This window comes from Erythrobacter neustonensis, assembly GCF_001663175.1.
Classification (GTDB): Bacteria; Pseudomonadota; Alphaproteobacteria; order Sphingomonadales; family Sphingomonadaceae; genus Erythrobacter; species Erythrobacter neustonensis.
This window is the reverse complement of record NZ_CP016033.1, coordinates 872,973-889,159: the sequence shown is the minus strand read 5'-3', so window position 1 is coordinate 889,159 and position 16,187 is coordinate 872,973. Positions and strand designations below refer to the sequence as shown.

Annotated in this window: 16 protein-coding genes and 1 tRNA gene; 6 read left to right on the top strand and 11 right to left on the bottom strand. The window is 65.3% G+C overall.

Features of this window, described 5'->3' with window-relative positions; genetic code table 11:
• Positions 1-25: 25 nt before the first annotated feature.
• Entirely contained in the window at positions 26-772 is a 747-nt protein-coding gene (locus A9D12_RS04170; RefSeq protein ID WP_068350068.1) for an electron transfer flavoprotein subunit beta/FixA family protein, read from the bottom strand.
• A gap of 217 nt (positions 773-989) precedes the next feature.
• On the opposite strand from A9D12_RS04170, the gene A9D12_RS04165 reads away from it, so the two are divergent.
• Positions 990-1,859 (top strand): DUF6265 family protein, encoded by an 870-nt coding sequence (locus A9D12_RS04165; protein ID WP_068350063.1) that lies wholly within the window; start codon positions 990-992, stop codon positions 1,857-1,859.
• A gap of 66 nt (positions 1,860-1,925) precedes the next feature.
• Here the strand turns inward: A9D12_RS04165 and sucC are convergent, their stop codons facing one another.
• The gene (sucC, locus tag A9D12_RS04160; RefSeq protein WP_068350061.1) at positions 1,926-3,125 is read right to left on the bottom strand and encodes an ADP-forming succinate--CoA ligase subunit beta; all 1,200 of its coding nucleotides are present in this window, start codon (positions 3,123-3,125) and stop codon (positions 1,926-1,928) included.
• Between the two features lie 114 nt (positions 3,126-3,239).
• Here sucC and A9D12_RS04155 point away from each other — a divergent pair, with 114 nt between their 5' ends.
• Entirely contained in the window at positions 3,240-4,016 is a 777-nt protein-coding gene (locus A9D12_RS04155; protein ID WP_068350060.1) for a 3'(2'),5'-bisphosphate nucleotidase CysQ, read from the top strand.
• Between the two features lie 57 nt (positions 4,017-4,073).
• On the opposite strand, the gene A9D12_RS04150 is transcribed toward A9D12_RS04155, so the two are convergent.
• Positions 4,074-4,772, bottom strand: a complete 699-nt coding sequence (locus tag A9D12_RS04150; RefSeq protein ID WP_068350059.1) for a YiaD family glycine zipper/OmpA-like lipoprotein — start codon at positions 4,770-4,772, stop codon at positions 4,074-4,076.
• Between the two features lie 192 nt (positions 4,773-4,964).
• Between A9D12_RS04150 and A9D12_RS04145 the strand changes: the two genes are divergently transcribed.
• Positions 4,965-6,266 carry a hemolysin family protein gene (locus A9D12_RS04145; protein ID WP_068350058.1) on the top strand — a complete coding sequence of 434 codons (1,302 nt, stop codon included), beginning with the start codon at positions 4,965-4,967 and terminating at the stop codon, positions 6,264-6,266.
• Positions 6,267-6,486: 220 nt separating this feature from the next.
• On the opposite strand, the gene A9D12_RS04140 is transcribed toward A9D12_RS04145, so the two are convergent.
• The 8 genes from A9D12_RS04140 to gpmA are packed head-to-tail and all read right to left on the bottom strand — an operon-like array spanning position 6,487 to position 14,102.
• Positions 6,487-6,906, bottom strand: a complete 420-nt coding sequence (locus A9D12_RS04140; RefSeq protein ID WP_068350057.1) for a DUF3035 domain-containing protein — start codon at positions 6,904-6,906, stop codon at positions 6,487-6,489.
• Positions 6,899-7,435, bottom strand: coding sequence for a signal peptidase II (gene lspA / locus A9D12_RS04135; RefSeq protein ID WP_068350055.1), 537 nt, complete (start codon positions 7,433-7,435; stop codon positions 6,899-6,901). The genes A9D12_RS04140 and lspA overlap by 8 nt, the downstream gene beginning before the upstream one ends.
• Positions 7,432-10,371, bottom strand: a complete 2,940-nt coding sequence (gene ileS, locus A9D12_RS04130; protein WP_068350053.1) for an isoleucine--tRNA ligase — start codon at positions 10,369-10,371, stop codon at positions 7,432-7,434. The genes lspA and ileS overlap by 4 nt, the downstream gene beginning before the upstream one ends.
• A 45-nt stretch (positions 10,372-10,416) precedes the next feature.
• Positions 10,417-11,349 (bottom strand): bifunctional riboflavin kinase/FAD synthetase, encoded by a 933-nt coding sequence (locus A9D12_RS04125; protein ID WP_068350051.1) that lies wholly within the window; start codon positions 11,347-11,349, stop codon positions 10,417-10,419.
• Positions 11,349-11,849 carry a dihydrofolate reductase gene (locus tag A9D12_RS04120; RefSeq protein ID WP_068350050.1) on the bottom strand — a complete coding sequence of 167 codons (501 nt, stop codon included), beginning with the start codon at positions 11,847-11,849 and terminating at the stop codon, positions 11,349-11,351. Before A9D12_RS04120 ends, A9D12_RS04125 begins: the two co-directional genes overlap by 1 nt.
• The gene (locus A9D12_RS04115) at positions 11,846-12,913 is read right to left on the bottom strand and encodes a 5-(carboxyamino)imidazole ribonucleotide synthase (protein WP_068350049.1); all 1,068 of its coding nucleotides are present in this window, start codon (positions 12,911-12,913) and stop codon (positions 11,846-11,848) included. Before A9D12_RS04115 ends, A9D12_RS04120 begins: the two co-directional genes overlap by 4 nt.
• Complete coding sequence (gene purE / locus A9D12_RS04110; RefSeq protein WP_068350048.1) at positions 12,913-13,416, bottom strand: 5-(carboxyamino)imidazole ribonucleotide mutase; 504 nt, start codon at positions 13,414-13,416, stop codon at positions 12,913-12,915. The genes A9D12_RS04115 and purE overlap by 1 nt, the downstream gene beginning before the upstream one ends.
• Entirely contained in the window at positions 13,416-14,102 is a 687-nt protein-coding gene (gpmA, locus tag A9D12_RS04105) for a 2,3-diphosphoglycerate-dependent phosphoglycerate mutase (RefSeq protein ID WP_068350047.1), read from the bottom strand. The genes purE and gpmA overlap by 1 nt, the downstream gene beginning before the upstream one ends.
• A gap of 304 nt (positions 14,103-14,406) precedes the next feature.
• Here gpmA and A9D12_RS04100 point away from each other — a divergent pair.
• The 3 genes from A9D12_RS04100 (at position 14,407) to A9D12_RS04090 (ending at position 16,168) form a co-directional block, all read left to right on the top strand.
• Positions 14,407-14,481 (top strand) — tRNA-Thr (locus A9D12_RS04100).
• 105 nt (positions 14,482-14,586) lie between these two features.
• On the top strand, positions 14,587-15,024 hold the full coding sequence (locus A9D12_RS04095; protein ID WP_156522795.1) for a helix-turn-helix domain-containing protein: 438 nt from the start codon (positions 14,587-14,589) through the stop codon (positions 15,022-15,024).
• Positions 15,025-15,403: 379 nt separating this feature from the next.
• The gene (locus A9D12_RS04090) at positions 15,404-16,168 is read left to right on the top strand and encodes an SDR family NAD(P)-dependent oxidoreductase (RefSeq protein ID WP_068350045.1); all 765 of its coding nucleotides are present in this window, start codon (positions 15,404-15,406) and stop codon (positions 16,166-16,168) included.
• Positions 16,169-16,187: the final 19 nt, after the last annotated feature.

The following is a 16,187-nucleotide window of genomic DNA, read 5'->3' as shown; positions in this document are numbered from 1 at the left end:
ATGTTCCTTATATCCGGGGGCGGGCTCAAGCGATGCCGAGCGCCTTGACCTTCTCGACCAGCGCGGCGACGTCGGCGACCTTTTCGCCCGCCTTACGGACCGGGGGTTCGGCGACCTTGAGCGTCTTAAGACGCGGGGCCAGATCGACGCCGTAATCGGCAGCGGTCTTGGTGGCGAGCGGCTTCTGCTTGGCCTTCATGATGTTGGGCAGCGAGGCATAGCGCGGCTCGTTCAGACGCAGGTCGGTGGTGACGATCGCGGGCATGGTGAGCTTCACGGTCTGCAAGCCGCCATCGACTTCGCGCTTCACGATCACCGCGTCGCCTTCGACTTCGACGGTGTTGGCAAAGGTGCCCTGCGGACGGCCCATGAGGGCTGCAAGCATCTGGCCGGTCTGGTTCGAATCGTCCGAAATCGACTGCTTGCCGAGGATGACGAGGCCGGGGGCTTCTTCGTCGGCGATCGCCTTCAGGATCTTGGCAACCGCCAGCGGTTCGACCTCTTCGTCGGTTTCGATCAGGATCGCCCGGTCCGCGCCCATCGCGAGCGCGGTGCGCAGCGTTTCGGCGGCCTTGGCCGGACCGACGGAAACCGCGACGATCTCGGTGGCGGCACCCTTTTCCTTCAACCGGATCGCTTCTTCGACCGCGATTTCGTCGAACGGGTTCATGCTCATCTTGACGTTGGCAAGGTCAACGCCCGTGCCATCGGCCTTGACCCGCGGCTTGACGTTGTAATCGATCACCCGCTTGACGGGGACGAGGATCTTCATGGGGCTTGTCCTTCCTCTCAAAGAATCACGTGACGCATGGCAAAGCGCCTTGGCCGCCCGCCTAGCTTGCGTTTACGTAAACGTCAAGCAACCGACGTGCGCCGCGATTGTCGTTTCCCCTTGCTTTGCTCCATGCGCAGGTCAAGCCTTCAATTCGCGAGTGCTTTGCCGGTCCTTTCGGGCAAAGATACGCAGCACAACGTGGAGGGATGCGGCGATGATGGCACAGGCAGGGATCGCGGCGCTGGCATTGATGGCGGCAACGCCTCTGGCAGCGCAGGAAACGCAAGTCGCCGGGGCGGGGTCCAGCGCGCCGCCCGCCGAAATTCACGCGCTCGCCTGGCTCGAAGGCCAGTGGCGGGGCGAGGGTATCGATGGCGCGCCAGCAACCGAAAGCTGGCTTGCACCGGCGGGCGATACCATGGTCGGCACCTTCGTGCAGGAAAAGGCCGGGGGCGGTATCCTTTTCACCGAGCATATGCAGATCATGGAAGAGGGCGGGAGCCTCGTTCTGAAGCTCAAGCATTTCAATCCCGACCTCACCGGCTGGGAGGAGAAGGACGGGATGGTCACCTTCCGCCTGCTGTCGCTGGACCATTGCCTTGCCCGGTTCAGCGGGCTGACCATCCGCTGCGACGGGCCGGACAAGCTGGTGGTTGCGGTGCAGATGAAAAGCGATGCGGCAGAGCCTGAAGAACTGCTGTTCCGCTTCGACCGGGCGGAGCGGCCTTCGGGCATGATCGCCTGTGATGGCACCACCCTCGAATTGAATGCGTGCATGGCGGGCATCCGCGAGCGCGCCGGCGCGCGCAAGGCCCGATATCTAGCCGCCGCCCTTGCCCGCAACGCCGACCGGCCCGAGCTGGTTGCCCTGATCCGCAAAAGCGATGCGGCCTTCGACGCCTATCGCGAGACGGCGTGCGAGGCGGTCTATACCGATTACGAGGGCGGCACGATCCGCACGGTTCAGGCGCTGGGCTGCGAGATCGCGCTGATCGACGAACGTACGCGGACGATCTGGCAGCAGTGGCTGACCTATATGGACACCACTCCGCCCGATCTGCCCGCTCCGGGCCGCTCGCGCTGACGGCAACGAAAAACCCCCGCCGGCGCGAACCGGCGGGGGCTTTGCAAGCGTCGGCTGGAAGGAGGCTTACGCCGCCTTCTTCACTTCAGCGACGATCTTTTGCGCAGCGTCACCCAGATTGTCGGCGCTGACGATCGCGAGGCCCGAATTGTTCAGGATCGCCTTGCCCTCGGCCACATTGGTGCCTTCGAGACGCACGACCAGCGGAACCTGCAGGTTCACGTCCTTGGCCGCCTGCACGATCCCGTTGGCGATCACGTCGCACTTCATGATCCCGCCGAAGATGTTGACGAGGATGCCCTCGACCGCGGGGTCCTTGAGGATGATCTTGAAGGCCGCGGTGACCTTCTCGGTGGTGGCGCCGCCGCCCACGTCGAGGAAGTTGGCGGGGAAGGCGCCGTTGAGCTTGATGATGTCCATCGTCGCCATCGCGAGGCCCGCGCCGTTCACCATGCAGCCGATGTTCCCATCGAGCTTGATGTAGGCAAGGTCGTATTCCGATGCCTCGACTTCGGCGGGGTCTTCCTCGGTCTCGTCGCGCAGGGCTTCGATGTCCTTGTGACGATAGAGCGCATTGCCGTCGAAGCTCATCTTGGCGTCGAGCACCAAAAGCTTGCCGTCTTCGCTTTCGACCAACGGGTTGATTTCGAGCATCTCGCAATCGGTGGCGAGGAAGGCGTCATACAGCTGCTTGGCGAGCTTCTGCGCCTGCTTGTTGAGGTCGCCGGTCAGCTTCAGCGCGAAGGCCACCGCGCGGCCGTGGTGCGGCTGGAAGCCCTGCGCGGGATCGACGCTGAAGGTGGTGATCAGCTCGGGGGTGTCGTGCGCGACGGTTTCGATGTCCATCCCGCCCTCGGTCGAGACGACGAAAGCGACGCGGCCGGTGGCACGGTCGACCAGCAGCGAGAGGTAGTATTCCTTGGCGATGTCGACGCCGTCGGTGATGTAGAGGCGGTTGACCTGCTTGCCCGCATCACCCGTCTGGATCGTGACCAGCGTGTTGCCGAGCATTTCTTCGGCGTGGTCTTTCACTTCATCAAGGCTCTTGGCGAGGCGCACGCCGCCCTTGGCATCGGCGCCCAGTTCCTTGAACTTGCCCTTGCCGCGGCCGCCCGCGTGGATCTGGGCCTTCACGACATAAAGAGGCCCGGGCAGCTTCTTGGCGGCTTCCACCGCTTCTTCGACGCTCAAGGCGGCGTGACCGGCGGGCACGGCGATCCCGTGCTGGGCCAGCAGTTCCTTGGCCTGATATTCGTGAACGTTCATGGCTTATCGATCCCTTCAATGCATTCTCTGGGGAGAGGTTCGTCCACGCGGGGCCTAAGCACGGATCGCCCCTCTTGAAAAGTGTCCTGTGCAGGGGCAACACGGCGGCCTCTCATGATTGACAGGCATCATCTTCAGGACATCGTCCGCGAGGCGGGCAGGATCGCGCATTCCCGCTGGCCCGGCGCGGGCCATGCGTTGCAAAGCTGGGACAAGACGCCCGGCAACCCGGTAAGCGAGGCCGATCTCGAGGTCGACCGCTTCCTGAAGCGCGAGTTGGGGCGGTTGCTGCCGTCGGCTGGCTGGCTTTCGGAAGAAACCGCCGACGACAAGGCGCGCACGAAAAGCGGGCTGATCTGGCTGGTCGATCCGATCGACGGCACGCGCGATTTCGTGCGCGGGCGCAGCGGTTGGGCGGTGTCGGTCGCGCTGGTGAGTTCGGGCAGGCCGCTGATCGGGATGCTTTCGGCGCCTGCGCGGGGCGAGGAATGGGTCGCGGTCGCGGGACAAGGCGCAACGCTCAATAACGTGCCGATCCGGGCAAGCACCCGCGCCCAATTTTCCGGCGCACGCGTCCCGACGGTCGCGTTGATGAAGGAAGACAGCGATCTGGTCGCGGTCGAGCAGCCCAATTCGATCGCGCTCAGGATCGCGATGGTCGCCGATGACCGCGCCGATCTGGTCGCGACATTGCGCTGGGGGTTCGAATGGGACATCGCGGCAGCGACACTGATCGCGCGCGAGGCCGGGGCCGAGGTGACCGATGCCTTCGGCCGTCCGCTTGCCTACAACAAGCACGACCCGCGCGATTTCGGCGTGCTGGTGTGCTCGCCCGCGATCCATGCGGCCGCGGTCGAGCGGCTCGCCGCGCGCGCGGCCTCGCTGCGCTGAAACGCAAAACGGGCCGCCCGCAAGGGGCAGCCCGTCCTGTTTTTATCGAATGCGAAATCAGCTGCCGGCGCGGGCGCGGTTCACGTCATCCTGGCTGACCGGGATGATCTTGATTTCAACGCGGCGGTTCAGCGGCTCGTTGACGTTGTCACCGGTCTTGACGCGCAGATAGTCGTACTGCTCGCCATAGCCGCGGGTCGCCATGCGCGAACGGGCCACGCCGCGCGATGCGAGGTAATCGGCAACCGCCTGGGCGCGGCGCTGCGACAGCGCATCGTTGGTGGCGTTCGAACCGGTGGTGTCGGTGAAGCCGTACACGTCGATCAGCGTGTTGGGGTAACGGATCAGGGTTTCGGCAACGCTGTTGAGCGTGGTCTGGAAGCCCGGGTTGATCGAAGCCGAACCGCTGGCGAAGGTCACGCCGTCGGGCAGACGCACGAGGATCGCTTCCTGATCGCCGACCTGCTCGACATCGACGCCGCTGCCGGCGGTCTGTTCGCGCAGTTCCTTGATCTGGTCGTCATACTGCTTGCCGATCACGGCGCCCGCCGAACCGCCGATGCCTGCGCCGATGATGCGGCCGGTGTTGCCACCGATCGCGCCGCCGAGCAGGTAGCCCAGCGTGCCGCCGAGGCCGGTGCCGATCGCGGTGCGCGAGATCTTCTGCTCGCCGGTGTTCGGGTCGGTAACGCAAGCCGTGGTGCCCAGCAGTGCCAGAACCGCGGTGCCCGAGAGCAGAATACGCGAAATCGTCATGGTTATTCCCTTCCTACAATGCCAACCCATGCCATCGTGTCCGGGGGGACGCGGGATACGGGCGCTAATCCTGCTGGCATGAGGCCGGAGGGCTTCATTCCAGATAGCCCCCAAAGTCTGCGCACATTGAAGATGTTCCATCGTCCTGTATGTTTGGATGGCAAGCGCCTGCGATTATGCTAGCGCGATCGGGTGACACCCTTTCCCTGGACCGATCTCGCCATCATCGTGGTGCTCGTCGTTATCAACGGCGTCTTCGCCATGTCCGAACTCGCCATCGTCTCGGCCAAGACCAGCGCGCTCGAAGCCAAGGCGGAGGCCGGCTCGTCGGCGGCACGCATCGCAATCGCGCTGGCGGCCGAACCGGGCAAGTTCCTGTCGACCGTGCAGATCGGCATCACGCTGATCGGGATCATCAACGGCGCCTATTCGGGCGCGAGCCTTGGCGGCCCGGTGGGCGAACGGCTGATGATGCTGGGGGTGCCGGGCGAATATGCCGACACTGCCGGGTTTGCTGTGGTGATCGCCTTCACCACCTATCTCAGCCTGATCATCGGCGAACTGGTGCCCAAGCAGCTGGCGTTGCAGATCGCGGTGCCGGTGTCGCTGGTGATGGCGCGGCCGATGGCTCTCATGGCCAGGGCCGCCGCGCCGCTGGTGTGGCTGCTCGATTCAAGCTCGGCCGCGATCATCCGCCTGTTCGGCATCCGCAACGGCGACGATGGCTCGGTCACCGCCGAAGAATTGCAGATGATCTTTGCCGAGGCGACGCGTTCGGGCGTGATCGAGGACGAGCAGCGCCAGCTTCTGACCGGCGTGGTGCGCCTTGCCGAACGGCCCGTGCGCGAAATGATGACCCCGCGCACCGAAGTCGACTGGATCGGCGCCGATGCGCAGGCCGCCGATATTCACGAGGCGATCGAACGCAGCTCGCATTCGCTGCTGCCGGTCGCTGAGGGCACGCCCGATACGATCATCGGTGCGGTCAAGGTGCGCGATGTGCTCGCCGCGATGGTCGCGGGCCGTCCGGTGGCGATCCGCGACATGATGCGCCGGGTCGAGGTGGTGCCTGACCAGCTCGACGCGATGGACGCGCTGCGCGTGCTGCAATCGGCCGAGGTCGCGATGGCGGTGGTCCACGACGAATACGGCCATTTCGAAGGGATCGTCACCCCGGTCGACCTGCTCACTGCGATCGTCGGCAATTTTGCCAGCGATTCGGACGATGGCGATCTGCCCAGCGTGGTCGAGCGCGAGGACGGCTCGCTCTTGGTGTCGGGATCGCTGTCCGCCGATGCGCTCGCCGACCGGCTTGGGCTCGATTACGGCGAGGACCGCGAATTCGGCACCGCGGCGGGTTATGTGCTGTCGGTGATCAAGAAGCTGCCGCAGGAAGGCGAGCATTTCCACGATCAGGGTTGGCGTTTCGAGGTGGTGGACATGGATGGCCGCCGCATCGACAAGCTGCTGGTCAGCCGCGCGCGCGAGGACTGAGTTTTTTGCATTGCCCTCAGGCGCCGGGCGGCGGACCTCCGTCCGCCTTGGCTTTCCTCGCATAAGCTCGGGCGCGCGTTCGCGCTTGCGACACCTCCGGTGTCGGATCTTATCACACCAATCGGCGGCATCGCCGCCGCAAGGCCGAACGGCCGCCCGCAGCGACGCGGCCTTCAGGCCGCATGAGCGAGGATTTCGCACGCCGGATGGCGTGCGGAACTCAAGACGTCGGGATCACCGTGCTGGCTGACTGGCCGTCGCCTTCGGGGGCGGCGATGATGTCGCGCGTGGTGCGGCCCTTGGCGACCGTCGCGGTGGCGGTGTCGCCGACCTGGCTGCGGATGCTGGGATCGGCGCGGCCCGCGCGGTCGATCACGCTGGCTTCGACGCGGCTGCGCGGAGCGGGGCCGCCGAACAGGGCGTCGAGCGCCTGCTCCGACGCGGTGCCATCGGCCGGACGCGGCGCGCCCGGCGCGGGCGGGGTCAGCGTGAAATCGGGCGGCACCACCAGCGGCGCCTGACGCTGCACCGCGAATTCATCGGGACGCGCGCGGTTGAAGATACCGGCATCGCCGCTGCCGCAGGCAGTCAGCACAACCGACGCGCCGGCCAGCAGGATGAGGGGGGCAGTCTTACGCATCTTGAGCTTCTCCGCGGGGCATGTCCCCGGATTGGGTGTCGTCCTTGTCGCGCACCAGCAGGCTGCGGGCAAGGATAATGAGAACGCCGAACGTGATCGCGGCATCGGCGATGTTAAAGATCATGAACGGGCGGAAGGTGCCGATGTGCAGATCGGCAAAGTCGATGACATAGCCAAGCTCGAACCGGTCGCGGATATTGCCCAGCGCCCCGCCGAGGATCAGCGCAAGGCCGGCAATGTCGCCAAGCTTCTTCTCGCGCATCAGCCACACCAGCACCACCAGCGCGATCCCCGCGGTCAGCGCGACCAGCGCCCAGCGGGTTTCCATGCTGTTGGCCTGGAACATCCCCAGGGAAACGCCGCGGTTCTCGGTATAGGTGAAGTCGAAGAACGGCAGCAGATCGATATGGCCCACGCGCCGCAGATCGAGCGGGCCGACGATATACCACTTCGACACCTGGTCGATCAGGGCGACGACCGCGGCGATCGCCAGACCGATCACGCGGTTGCGGGTGAACAGGCCGCTCATGCGCCGACCACCGCTTCGCAGCGGCCGCACAGGTCGCCGTCCTCTGCCACATCGGGCAGATGGCGCCAGCAGCGGCCGCATTTGTGGTGTTGGGTCTTGGCGACGATCACGTCGTCGCCCTGCCCGCGGGTGACTGTCGCGGTGATGAACAGTTCGGCAAGAGCCGCGTCGCTGACGCCTTCGGGGACCATGCTGGCAGGCACCACGATGTCGGCTTCGAGGCTGGAACGGATCGTCTTGTCGCGCCGCAGCGGCTCGATCGCCTCGTTGACCGCATCGCGCAGGGTGCGAAGCTGCTCCCACTTGGCAGGCTCGACCACCACGCCCGGAACGCTCGGCCATTCGAGCAGGTGGACCGAGCCATGCTGACCGTTTTCATCCGCTTGCGCATCTTCGGGATAGCGCGCCATCCACACCTCTTCGGCGGTGAACACCAGCACCGGCGCGGCATAGCGCACGAGCGCGTGGAACAAGAGGTCGAGCACGGTGCGATAGGCGTTGCGCGTGGTCGAATCCGGCCCGTCGCAATAGAGGCTGTCCTTGCGGATATCGAAGAAGAACGCCGACAGGTCCTCGTTGCAGAAGTCGACCAGCAAGCGGGTGTATGTGTTGAAGTCGTAAGCCTCCGCCGCCGCCTTCAGCTTTGCGTCCAGATCGGCAAGCAGCGACAGAACGTAAACTTCCAGTTCGGGCAGTTCGCCCGCATCGCCCATGTCGCCCACGAACCCGTCGAGCGCGCCGAGCAGGTAGCGGAAGGTGTTGCGCAGCTTGCGATACTGGTCGCCGACGCCCTTGAGGATCTCGTCGCCGATGCGGTGATCTTCGGTGAAGTCGACCGAAAGCGCCCACAGCCGGACGATATCCGCGCCGTAGGTTTCCATCACCTTCAAGGGATCGACCGTGTTGCCGAGGCTCTTGGACATCTTCTTGCCCTTGGCATCCATCGTGAAGCCGTGGGTCAAAACCTGATCGTAGGGCGCGCGGCCGCGGGTCGCAGTTGATTGCAGCAGCGAGGACTGGAACCAGCCGCGGTGCTGGTCGCTGCCTTCAAGATAGAGGTTGGCGGGCCATTGGAGGTCCGGCCAGCGCCCCGAATCGAGCACGAAGGCGTGGGTGCAGCCGCTATCGAACCACACGTCGAGAATGTCGGTGACCATCTCGAAATCGGCGGGATCGTGATCCGGCCCGAGGAAGGCGGCCTTGTTGGCGCTGTTCCACGCGTCCATCCCTTCCGCGTTCACCGCGGCGACGATACGGGCGTTGACCTCGGGGTCTTGCAGATAGGTGCCGTCGGGCCGCACGAACAGTGTGATCGGCACGCCCCACGCGCGCTGGCGGCTGAGCACCCAGTCGGGCCGTCCTTCGACCATCGCGCCGATGCGGTTGCGGCCCTTTTCGGGGATGAACTGGACGCGGGCGATTTCCTCCACCGCGCGCTCCCGCAGGGTGGGTGAGGCGCACAGCGTCTCGTCGGCCGGATCGATCGCGCCGCCTTCGGCCTCCCACGCCTTTTCGGCTGGGGTCTTGGCGGGCAGATTGGTCAGCGGCTGATCCATCGGCACGAACCACTGCGCGGTGGCGCGGAAGATCACCTTGGCCTTGGAGCGCCACGAATGCGGGTAGGAATGCGCGTAGTCGGCGCTCGCGGCGAGCAATGCGCCCGCTTCGCGCAGGTCCGAGCAGATCGGGCCATCGGGCGCGTTGAACTTGGGGTTGATGACGCTCATGCGCCGCTCATCGGCAGCGCCGAGCCAGCCCCAGTCGTCGCGGTAGCGCCCGTCGTCCATCACCGCGAAAACGGGGTTGATCCCGTTCGCCTTGCACAGCTCGAAGTCGTCCTCGCCATGATCGGGCGCCATGTGGACGAGCCCGGTGCCGCTATCGGTGGTGACGAAATCGCCGGGCAGCAGCGGGCGCGGGGCCGCGTAGAACCCGCCGAGGTGGTGCATCGGGTGGCGGGCGAGGGTGCCGGCGAGTTCTGCGCCCTTGAAGGTCGTGATCCTCGGAAGTTCGGCTCCGGGCCGGTGGATACGAGCAAGCAATGCATCGACCAGCGAAGCGGCCACGACCAGCTTCGCGCCATTCAGCGCGATTGGATCGTTGGGCGTGTACACGTCCACAAGTGCGTATTCGATGTCCGGCCCATAGGCCAAAGCCTGGTTCACCGGGATCGTCCACGGCGTCGTCGTCCAGATCACCGCGTGAGCGCCGACCAGTTCGGGGATCGGGCTCTCGACGATCTCGAAGGCCACGTCGATCTGGGTCGAGGTGATGTCCTCGTATTCGACCTCAGCCTCGGCCAGCGCGGTCTGTTCGACCGGGGACCACATCACCGGCTTCGAGCCGCGGTAGAGGTTCCCCGCCTCGGCCAGCTTGAGCAGTTCGGCGACGATCACCGCCTCGCTCTCCTTCTGCATGGTGAGGTAGGGGTGGTCCCAATCGCCCATGATGCCGAGGCGCTTCAGCTGCCCGCGCTGCGTATCGACCCACTTCTGCGCATAGGCGCGGCACTCGTCGCGGAACGCCTTGACCGCCGCCTCGTCGCGGCCTGCACCGGTGAGGACGGGCTTGGCCTTCTTCTCCTTGCGGTAAGCTTCCTCGACCTTCCATTCGATGGGCAGGCCGTGGCAGTCCCAGCCGGGCACGTAAGGCGCATCGCGGCCCAAGAGGTTCTGGGTGCGGCAGACCATGTCCTTGAGGATGTGGTTCAGCGCATGGCCCACGTGGATGTCGCCATTGGCATAGGGCGGGCCATCGTGGAGGATGAACTTCTCGCGCCCCCGGCGCGCATCGCGCAACCCGCGATACAGCCCGATCTGTTCCCAGCGCGCGGCAATGCCCGGCTCCTTTGCGGGAAGGCCGGCCTTCATCGGGAAATCGGTCTTCGGCAGGAAGACGGTGTCCCTGTAATCGCGCTTGGTGCTGTCGTCGGTCATATCGCGCGCGGCCTTAGCGGTTCGCGGGGCCGGTGCAAAGGCTCGTCATTGCGCGGACAAAAGCCGCCGTGCCTCCGCGCAATCCCTGTCCATCTGTTCGATCAGCGCATCGAGCGAATCGAATTTTGCCTCGCCGCGCAGGAAGTGGTGGAAGGCGACTTCGATCTCCTGCCCGTAAAGGTCGCCCTTGAAGTCGAAGAAGTAGGGTTCGAGCAGTTCCTTGGGCGGTTCGAACTGCGGGCGGATGCCGATATTGGCCGCGCCTTGCAGCACCTCGCCGGTCGCCAGAATGCGGCCCGTGACGGCGTAGATGCCGTATTTGGGGCGCAGGTAATTCTCGACGCCGAGATTGGCGGTGGGGTAACCGATCGTGCGCCCGCGCTTGTCGCCGTGTTCGACGATGCCGCGGATCGCGAAGGGGCGGGTGAGCAGGCGCGCAGCCTCCTGCGGGTCGCCCTCGCGCAAGGCTGCGCGGATGCGGCTGGAGGAGACAACCTCGCCATTTTCGCTGACCGCGTCGACCACCCGCGATTCGAGGCCCAGTTCGCCGCCGAGCGAGCGCAGCATATCGACATTGCCGCGCGCGCCCTTGCCGAAGGTGAAATCGCCCCCCGTCACCACCCCGTGCGCGCCGAAACGGTCGATCAGGATCTGCGCGATGAAATCTTCCGCGCTGGTGCCTGCAAGCTCGGCATCGAAGTGGAACACCAGCATCGCGGTCGCACTGGCGGCTAGATAGAGTTCCTGCCTTTGTTCGAGCGTGGTTAGCTTGAAGGGGGCGACATCGGGCTTGAAGAAGGTCACCGGATGCGGATCGAAGGTGGCGATGATCGAAGGGCGGCCTTCGGCGTGCGCCCAGGCGATCGCCTCGCCCGCCACGGCCTGATGACCCAGATGGAACCCGTCGAAATTGCCGAGCGCGATGATCGCACCCCGCAGCGCCTCGGGCATGGGTTCGCGGTGATCGAGCCAGCGCATCAGCGGCTTTCCGGACGATAGGTGATGAAGGAGAAAGCGGGCGTGTCGCCGTCGGCCGCGTGATCCTCGCGCGCGGTCTCGTGCCATTCGGGGCCCAATGGCGGCATGAAGGTGTCGCCTTCGTAATCGGCGTGGATCTGCGTGAGTTCGACTCGGTCCGCGAGCGGGAGGAACACCTCGAACACCGCCGCGCCGCCGATGATCGCGATGGTTCCGCTGTCGTTGCCTTGGGCCGCAAGCGTGAGTGCGTCATCGAGGCTCGCGGCAGTTTCGGCCCCTGCCGCTGCCCATCCGGCATCGCGGGTCAGCACGATATGGCGGCGGCCGGGCAGCAGGCCGGGCAGGCTCTCGAAGGTCTTGCGGCCCATGATCATCGGCAGGCCAAGCGTCAGCGCCTTGAAATGTTTGAGATCAGCGGGAAGCCGCCACGGCAGATCGCCGTCGAGCCCGATCGCGCCATTGGCGGCGCGGGCATAGATCAGCATGATCTCGCGACTCATCCCAGTGCGTGTCCGACGCGGGTGACATGGCCCATCTTGCGTCCCTCGCGCGCTTCGGCCTTGCCGTAGAGGTGGAGGTGCGGCTCTCCCGGTTCGGCAAGCATCGCGTGGGCCCGCAGGCCATCCTCGCCGACAATGTTGCGCATCTCGATGCTGGCAAAGCGGGTCGCGGTGCCGCCCAGGGGCAGGCCGCACACCGCGCGGATGTGGTTTTCGAACTGGCTGGTGGCCGCGCCCTCGATCGTCCAGTGGCCCGAATTGTGCACCCGCGGGGCCATCTCGTTGAACACCGGCCCGTCCTTCGTGGCGAAGAATTCGAGCGTCAGCACCCCGACATAGCCGAGCGCATCGGCGACCTTGCCCGCAAGCGCCCGCGCCTGCGCGACCTGGGCTTCGACGAGCGCGCCCGCGGGCAGCACCGACAGCGCAAGCATCCCGCCTTCATGGAAATTCGCGGTCGAATCCCAGAATTTGATCGTGCCGTCCGCGCCGCGCACGAGGATCACCGAAAATTCGGTCTCGTAGGTGACGAAGCCTTCGTAGATGCAGGTGACCCCGGGAAAGGCGAGCGCGCCGGCCTCGAGCGCGGAGCGCACGCGCCACTGGCCCTTGCCGTCGTACCCGTCGCGCGCGGTCTTGAGGATGCCGGGGGTGCCGATCGCAGCAATCGCCGCGGCAAAGCTTTCGGCGCTGGTGACCGCAGCGTAGGGGGCGGGCGTTCCGCCGAGATCGGCGGCGAAGGCTTTTTCGCTCAGCCGATCCTGCGCCACTTCGAGCGCCTTGGCCGGGCAGGCGACCAGCCCTTCGGGCAAAGCGGCCACCGTGCTGACAGGGACGTTCTCGAATTCCCACGTCACCACGTCGCAGGCATCGGCGAAGCGGGCGCGCGCCGCGGCATCGTCCCATTCGGCGGTGATGAAATCGCTGCACGCATCGGCGGCGACATTGTCGCCTTCGGGCGCATAGCCGATCACGCGGTAGCCGAGCTGCAGCGCGGCAATGGCCATCATCCGGCCCAGCTGTCCGCCGCCCAGAATGCCGATGGTTGAGCCCGGGCTAAGCATCAGTGTTCCGGTTCTTCGGAGGGCGCCTCGGCCACCGCAGCGCTCTTTTCCGCGCGCCAGTCCTGCAAACGCTCCGACAATGCCTCGTCGGAGAGCGCGAGGATCGAGGCGGCAAGCAGCCCTGCGTTCTTCGCCCCCGCTTCGCCGATGGCGAGCGTGCCGACCGGAATCCCGCCCGGCATCTGCACGATCGAGAGCAGGCTATCCATGCCCGACAAAGCCTTCGACTGCACCGGCACCCCCAGCACGGGCAGATGGGTCATGCTGGCGATCATGCCGGGCAAGTGCGCGGCGCCGCCGGCCCCGGCAATGATGACGCTGAAGCCTTCGCCTTCCGCGCCCTTGGCAAAGGCGACCATCCGGTCGGGCGTGCGGTGGGCGGAGGTGATGCGCGCCTCGAACGGCACTTCGAGTTCGCTCAGCACCTCGGCGGCGCATTTCATGGTCGGCCAGTCGGACTGACTGCCCATCACGATCGCAACCTTGCCCCCGGTCTCTTCCATCACGCGTCCTTCAGATAGTAGCGCTCGCGCGGCTGCATCGTCTCGTCGAAGTCGTAGATGATCGGCTGGCCGGTGGGAATTTCCAGATCGGTGATGTCCGCATCCGAAATCGCCGAAAGGTGTTTGGCCAGCGCGCGCAAGCTGTTGCCGTGCGCGGCGATGATGACGGTCTCGCCCCGGGCGAGCACGGGCAGGATCGTGCTTTCCCAATAGGGCAGCACGCGCTCGATCGTCAGTTTGAGGCTTTCGGTGTTGGGGATCGCGATCCCGGCATAGCGCGGGTCGCTCGCCAGATCATATTCGCTCGCCGCTTCGAGTTCGGGCGGGGGAATATCGAAGCTGCGGCGCCAGATCTTGACCTGATCGTCGCCGTGCTTGGCCGCGGTTTCGGCCTTGTCGAGCCCGGTCAGCCCGCCATAGTGCCGCTCGTTCAGGCGCCAGTCCTTGACCTCGGGGATCCACAACCGGCCCGCCGCTTCGAGCGCGAGATGCAGCGTGCGGATCGCGCGGGTCTGGAGCGAGGTGAAGGCAAAGGTGGGCAGCACCGCCTTTTCGCGCAGCAGATGCCCCGCTGCGACCGCTTCAGCGACGCCTTTTTCGGTGAGATCGACATCCCACCAGCCGGTGAAGCGGTTTTCGAGGTTCCACTGGCTCTGGCCGTGGCGGACGAGAATGAGCTTGGGCATTTTGTCTCCGGGGTTCCGGTGGGATCGGTGAGCAACCAGCAAGAGCGCGCGGCGTTAGCTCTCAGGCGGACAATTGGGAAGAGGCTGCGCGCTATCCGATTCGTCATTGAGTTGCGCCGCGGCACGGCTTTGCGCCTTCCTACGCCGCAGGTTTTCGCGAAGCTTGGCTGCGAGCCGCTCCTCCCTTGTTATTTTCTTGCGAGCATCGTCATTCATGCGAAACGCCTTGCAGATATAGCATCCCCCCATCAAGCCCTGCTTGACATAACCGCAGCGCGCGACAATAGGGCGCGCCTGATCCGGCGCTGCTGTAGCTCAGTGGTAGAGCGCACCCTTGGTAAGGGTGAGGTCGGGAGTTCAATCCTCCCCAGCAGCACCAGAACACCGCGCCGCTTTCGCCAGCGGCGCAATTGCCTCCCAAATCGATGTATTTTGGCACCCGCGCGGCATGGCCTTGCGCCAAACCGTTTGCTATGCGGGACGCATGGGAAGCGCGGCCACCCGCTATATTGCGTCATTCATCGTCGAAGTGTTCAGCGATTTTCTGCGCTTTTCGGTCCATCAGAACGATCTGACCGTCGAAGAGGTCGCGATCATCTGTCTGGTTGCCGCCGAATCCACGCGCGAGGTGCGCAAAAATCCCTTTGCGACGCGCAATTTTGGCAGCGAGGACGATGTCCTGCCCAATGATGTTCGGCCCAGCGTGCCGCTGAAATACATCCACACCAGCCTCGGCATGAGCCGCGAGACAACCCGCCGGAAGGTGTCCGCACTGGTCGAGCGCGGTTTCCTCAGGCGGTCGGGCGCGGGCGTTATGTTTCCCGCACAGGACGGCGATAGCGATCAGACGCGCGAAATCCGGTTGTTTCTGGCGCGAAAGGTGGACGTGCTCGCCGAATATCTCGCGCGGCTCCCCGATTGACAGCGCGGGCTGCGGCACGGCGCGCTTGCCCAAAATGGGCAGATCGCATTGCAGTTTTGGCCGTGACAAACGATTGCGGCCATGAGGATGCCTGGCCCCTTTCGGATCGCATGATAATAAAAAGATTGGGGCAGACGGAGCGCTACGGATAGCCGCCTTGATGCGGCAGTCCTGAAGCGATCGAGGCGGTAAGACACAACACATAACGCTGCGCGGCGGCCAGGCATCCACCACACCCGATCCGGTCAGCGGTTGCTGGCGCGGCGCGGAACGCCAGCCGGCGGCCTTCGTGACGCAACCCCGTCAAAATTGACGATACGCCGCATGCCTCGCGTGGGCTATTCCCGTCGCCGACAATGGCTGGCCGGGGAGAGGCGCTGTGGATCTGGGATTGAAGGGCAAGAAGGTCATCATGAACGGCGGGGCCCACGGGCTCGGGCTGGAATCATTGAAGCTGTTTGCGGCCGAGGGCGCGGATGTCGCCTTTTTCTCCCGCAAGGAAGACAGGATCGCCGCCGCTGTCGCCGAGATCGATGCTGCCGGGCCGGGCAAGGTGTTTGCCGAGGTGTTCGATATGGCGTCCGGCGCCGAGGCTTATCAGGCGTGGCTGGAGAAGGCGGCGCAGGAACTGGGCGGCTGCGATATCTTCGTCCACACCGCCAGCGCCTCGGGCACCGGCGGGGCGGGCGACTGGCAAGCCTGTCTCGACATGGACATCAAGGGCGCGGCCTACGCGGTCGAAACGCTGACGCCTTACCTCGAAGCCTCTGGCACCGGATCGATCGTGATGCTGTCGAGCACCGCGGCGCTCGAAACCTTCATCGCGCCCAATCCCTTCAACGCCTTGAAGGCCGCGCTGATCACCTACGCCTCGCAGCTCTCCCAGGCCTATGCGGCGAAGGGCATCCGCGTGAACACCGTCAGCCCCGGCGCGGTCTATTACAAGGGCGGCAATTGGGAAGTGATCGAGGAGCACATGAAGGAGCTTTTCGATGCCACTCTCGCCAGGATGCCTACGGGCCGTTTCGGCGAACCGGTCGAGGTCGCGAAAGCCATCGTCTTCGTCGCGAGCCCGGCGGTGCCCTACATGACCGGCGCAAACATCGTCGTCGACGGCGGCTTCACCCAGCGCGTCCAGTTCTGATTCTCATCCGAAAGGGCTC

Coding starts and splice junctions, on each gene's coding strand:
- A9D12_RS04170 (WP_068350068.1), bottom strand. CDS start 772: ATGAAGATCCTCGTCCCCGTCAAGCGGGTGATCGATTACAACGTCAAG.
- A9D12_RS04165 (WP_068350063.1), top strand. CDS start 990: ATGATGGCACAGGCAGGGATCGCGGCGCTGGCATTGATGGCGGCAACG.
- sucC (WP_068350061.1), bottom strand. CDS start 3,125: ATGAACGTTCACGAATATCAGGCCAAGGAACTGCTGGCCCAGCACGGG.
- A9D12_RS04155 (WP_068350060.1), top strand. CDS start 3,240: ATGATTGACAGGCATCATCTTCAGGACATCGTCCGCGAGGCGGGCAGG.
- A9D12_RS04150 (WP_068350059.1), bottom strand. CDS start 4,772: ATGACGATTTCGCGTATTCTGCTCTCGGGCACCGCGGTTCTGGCACTG.
- A9D12_RS04140 (WP_068350057.1), bottom strand. CDS start 6,906: ATGCGTAAGACTGCCCCCCTCATCCTGCTGGCCGGCGCGTCGGTTGTG.
- lspA (WP_068350055.1), bottom strand. CDS start 7,435: ATGAGCGGCCTGTTCACCCGCAACCGCGTGATCGGTCTGGCGATCGCC.
- ileS (WP_068350053.1), bottom strand. CDS start 10,371: ATGACCGACGACAGCACCAAGCGCGATTACAGGGACACCGTCTTCCTG.
- A9D12_RS04125 (WP_068350051.1), bottom strand. CDS start 11,349: ATGCGCTGGCTCGATCACCGCGAACCCATGCCCGAGGCGCTGCGGGGT.
- A9D12_RS04120 (WP_068350050.1), bottom strand. CDS start 11,849: ATGAGTCGCGAGATCATGCTGATCTATGCCCGCGCCGCCAATGGCGCG.
- A9D12_RS04115 (WP_068350049.1), bottom strand. CDS start 12,913: ATGCTTAGCCCGGGCTCAACCATCGGCATTCTGGGCGGCGGACAGCTG.
- purE (WP_068350048.1), bottom strand. CDS start 13,416: ATGGAAGAGACCGGGGGCAAGGTTGCGATCGTGATGGGCAGTCAGTCC.
- gpmA (WP_068350047.1), bottom strand. CDS start 14,102: ATGCCCAAGCTCATTCTCGTCCGCCACGGCCAGAGCCAGTGGAACCTC.
- A9D12_RS04095 (WP_156522795.1), top strand. CDS start 14,587: ATGGGAAGCGCGGCCACCCGCTATATTGCGTCATTCATCGTCGAAGTG.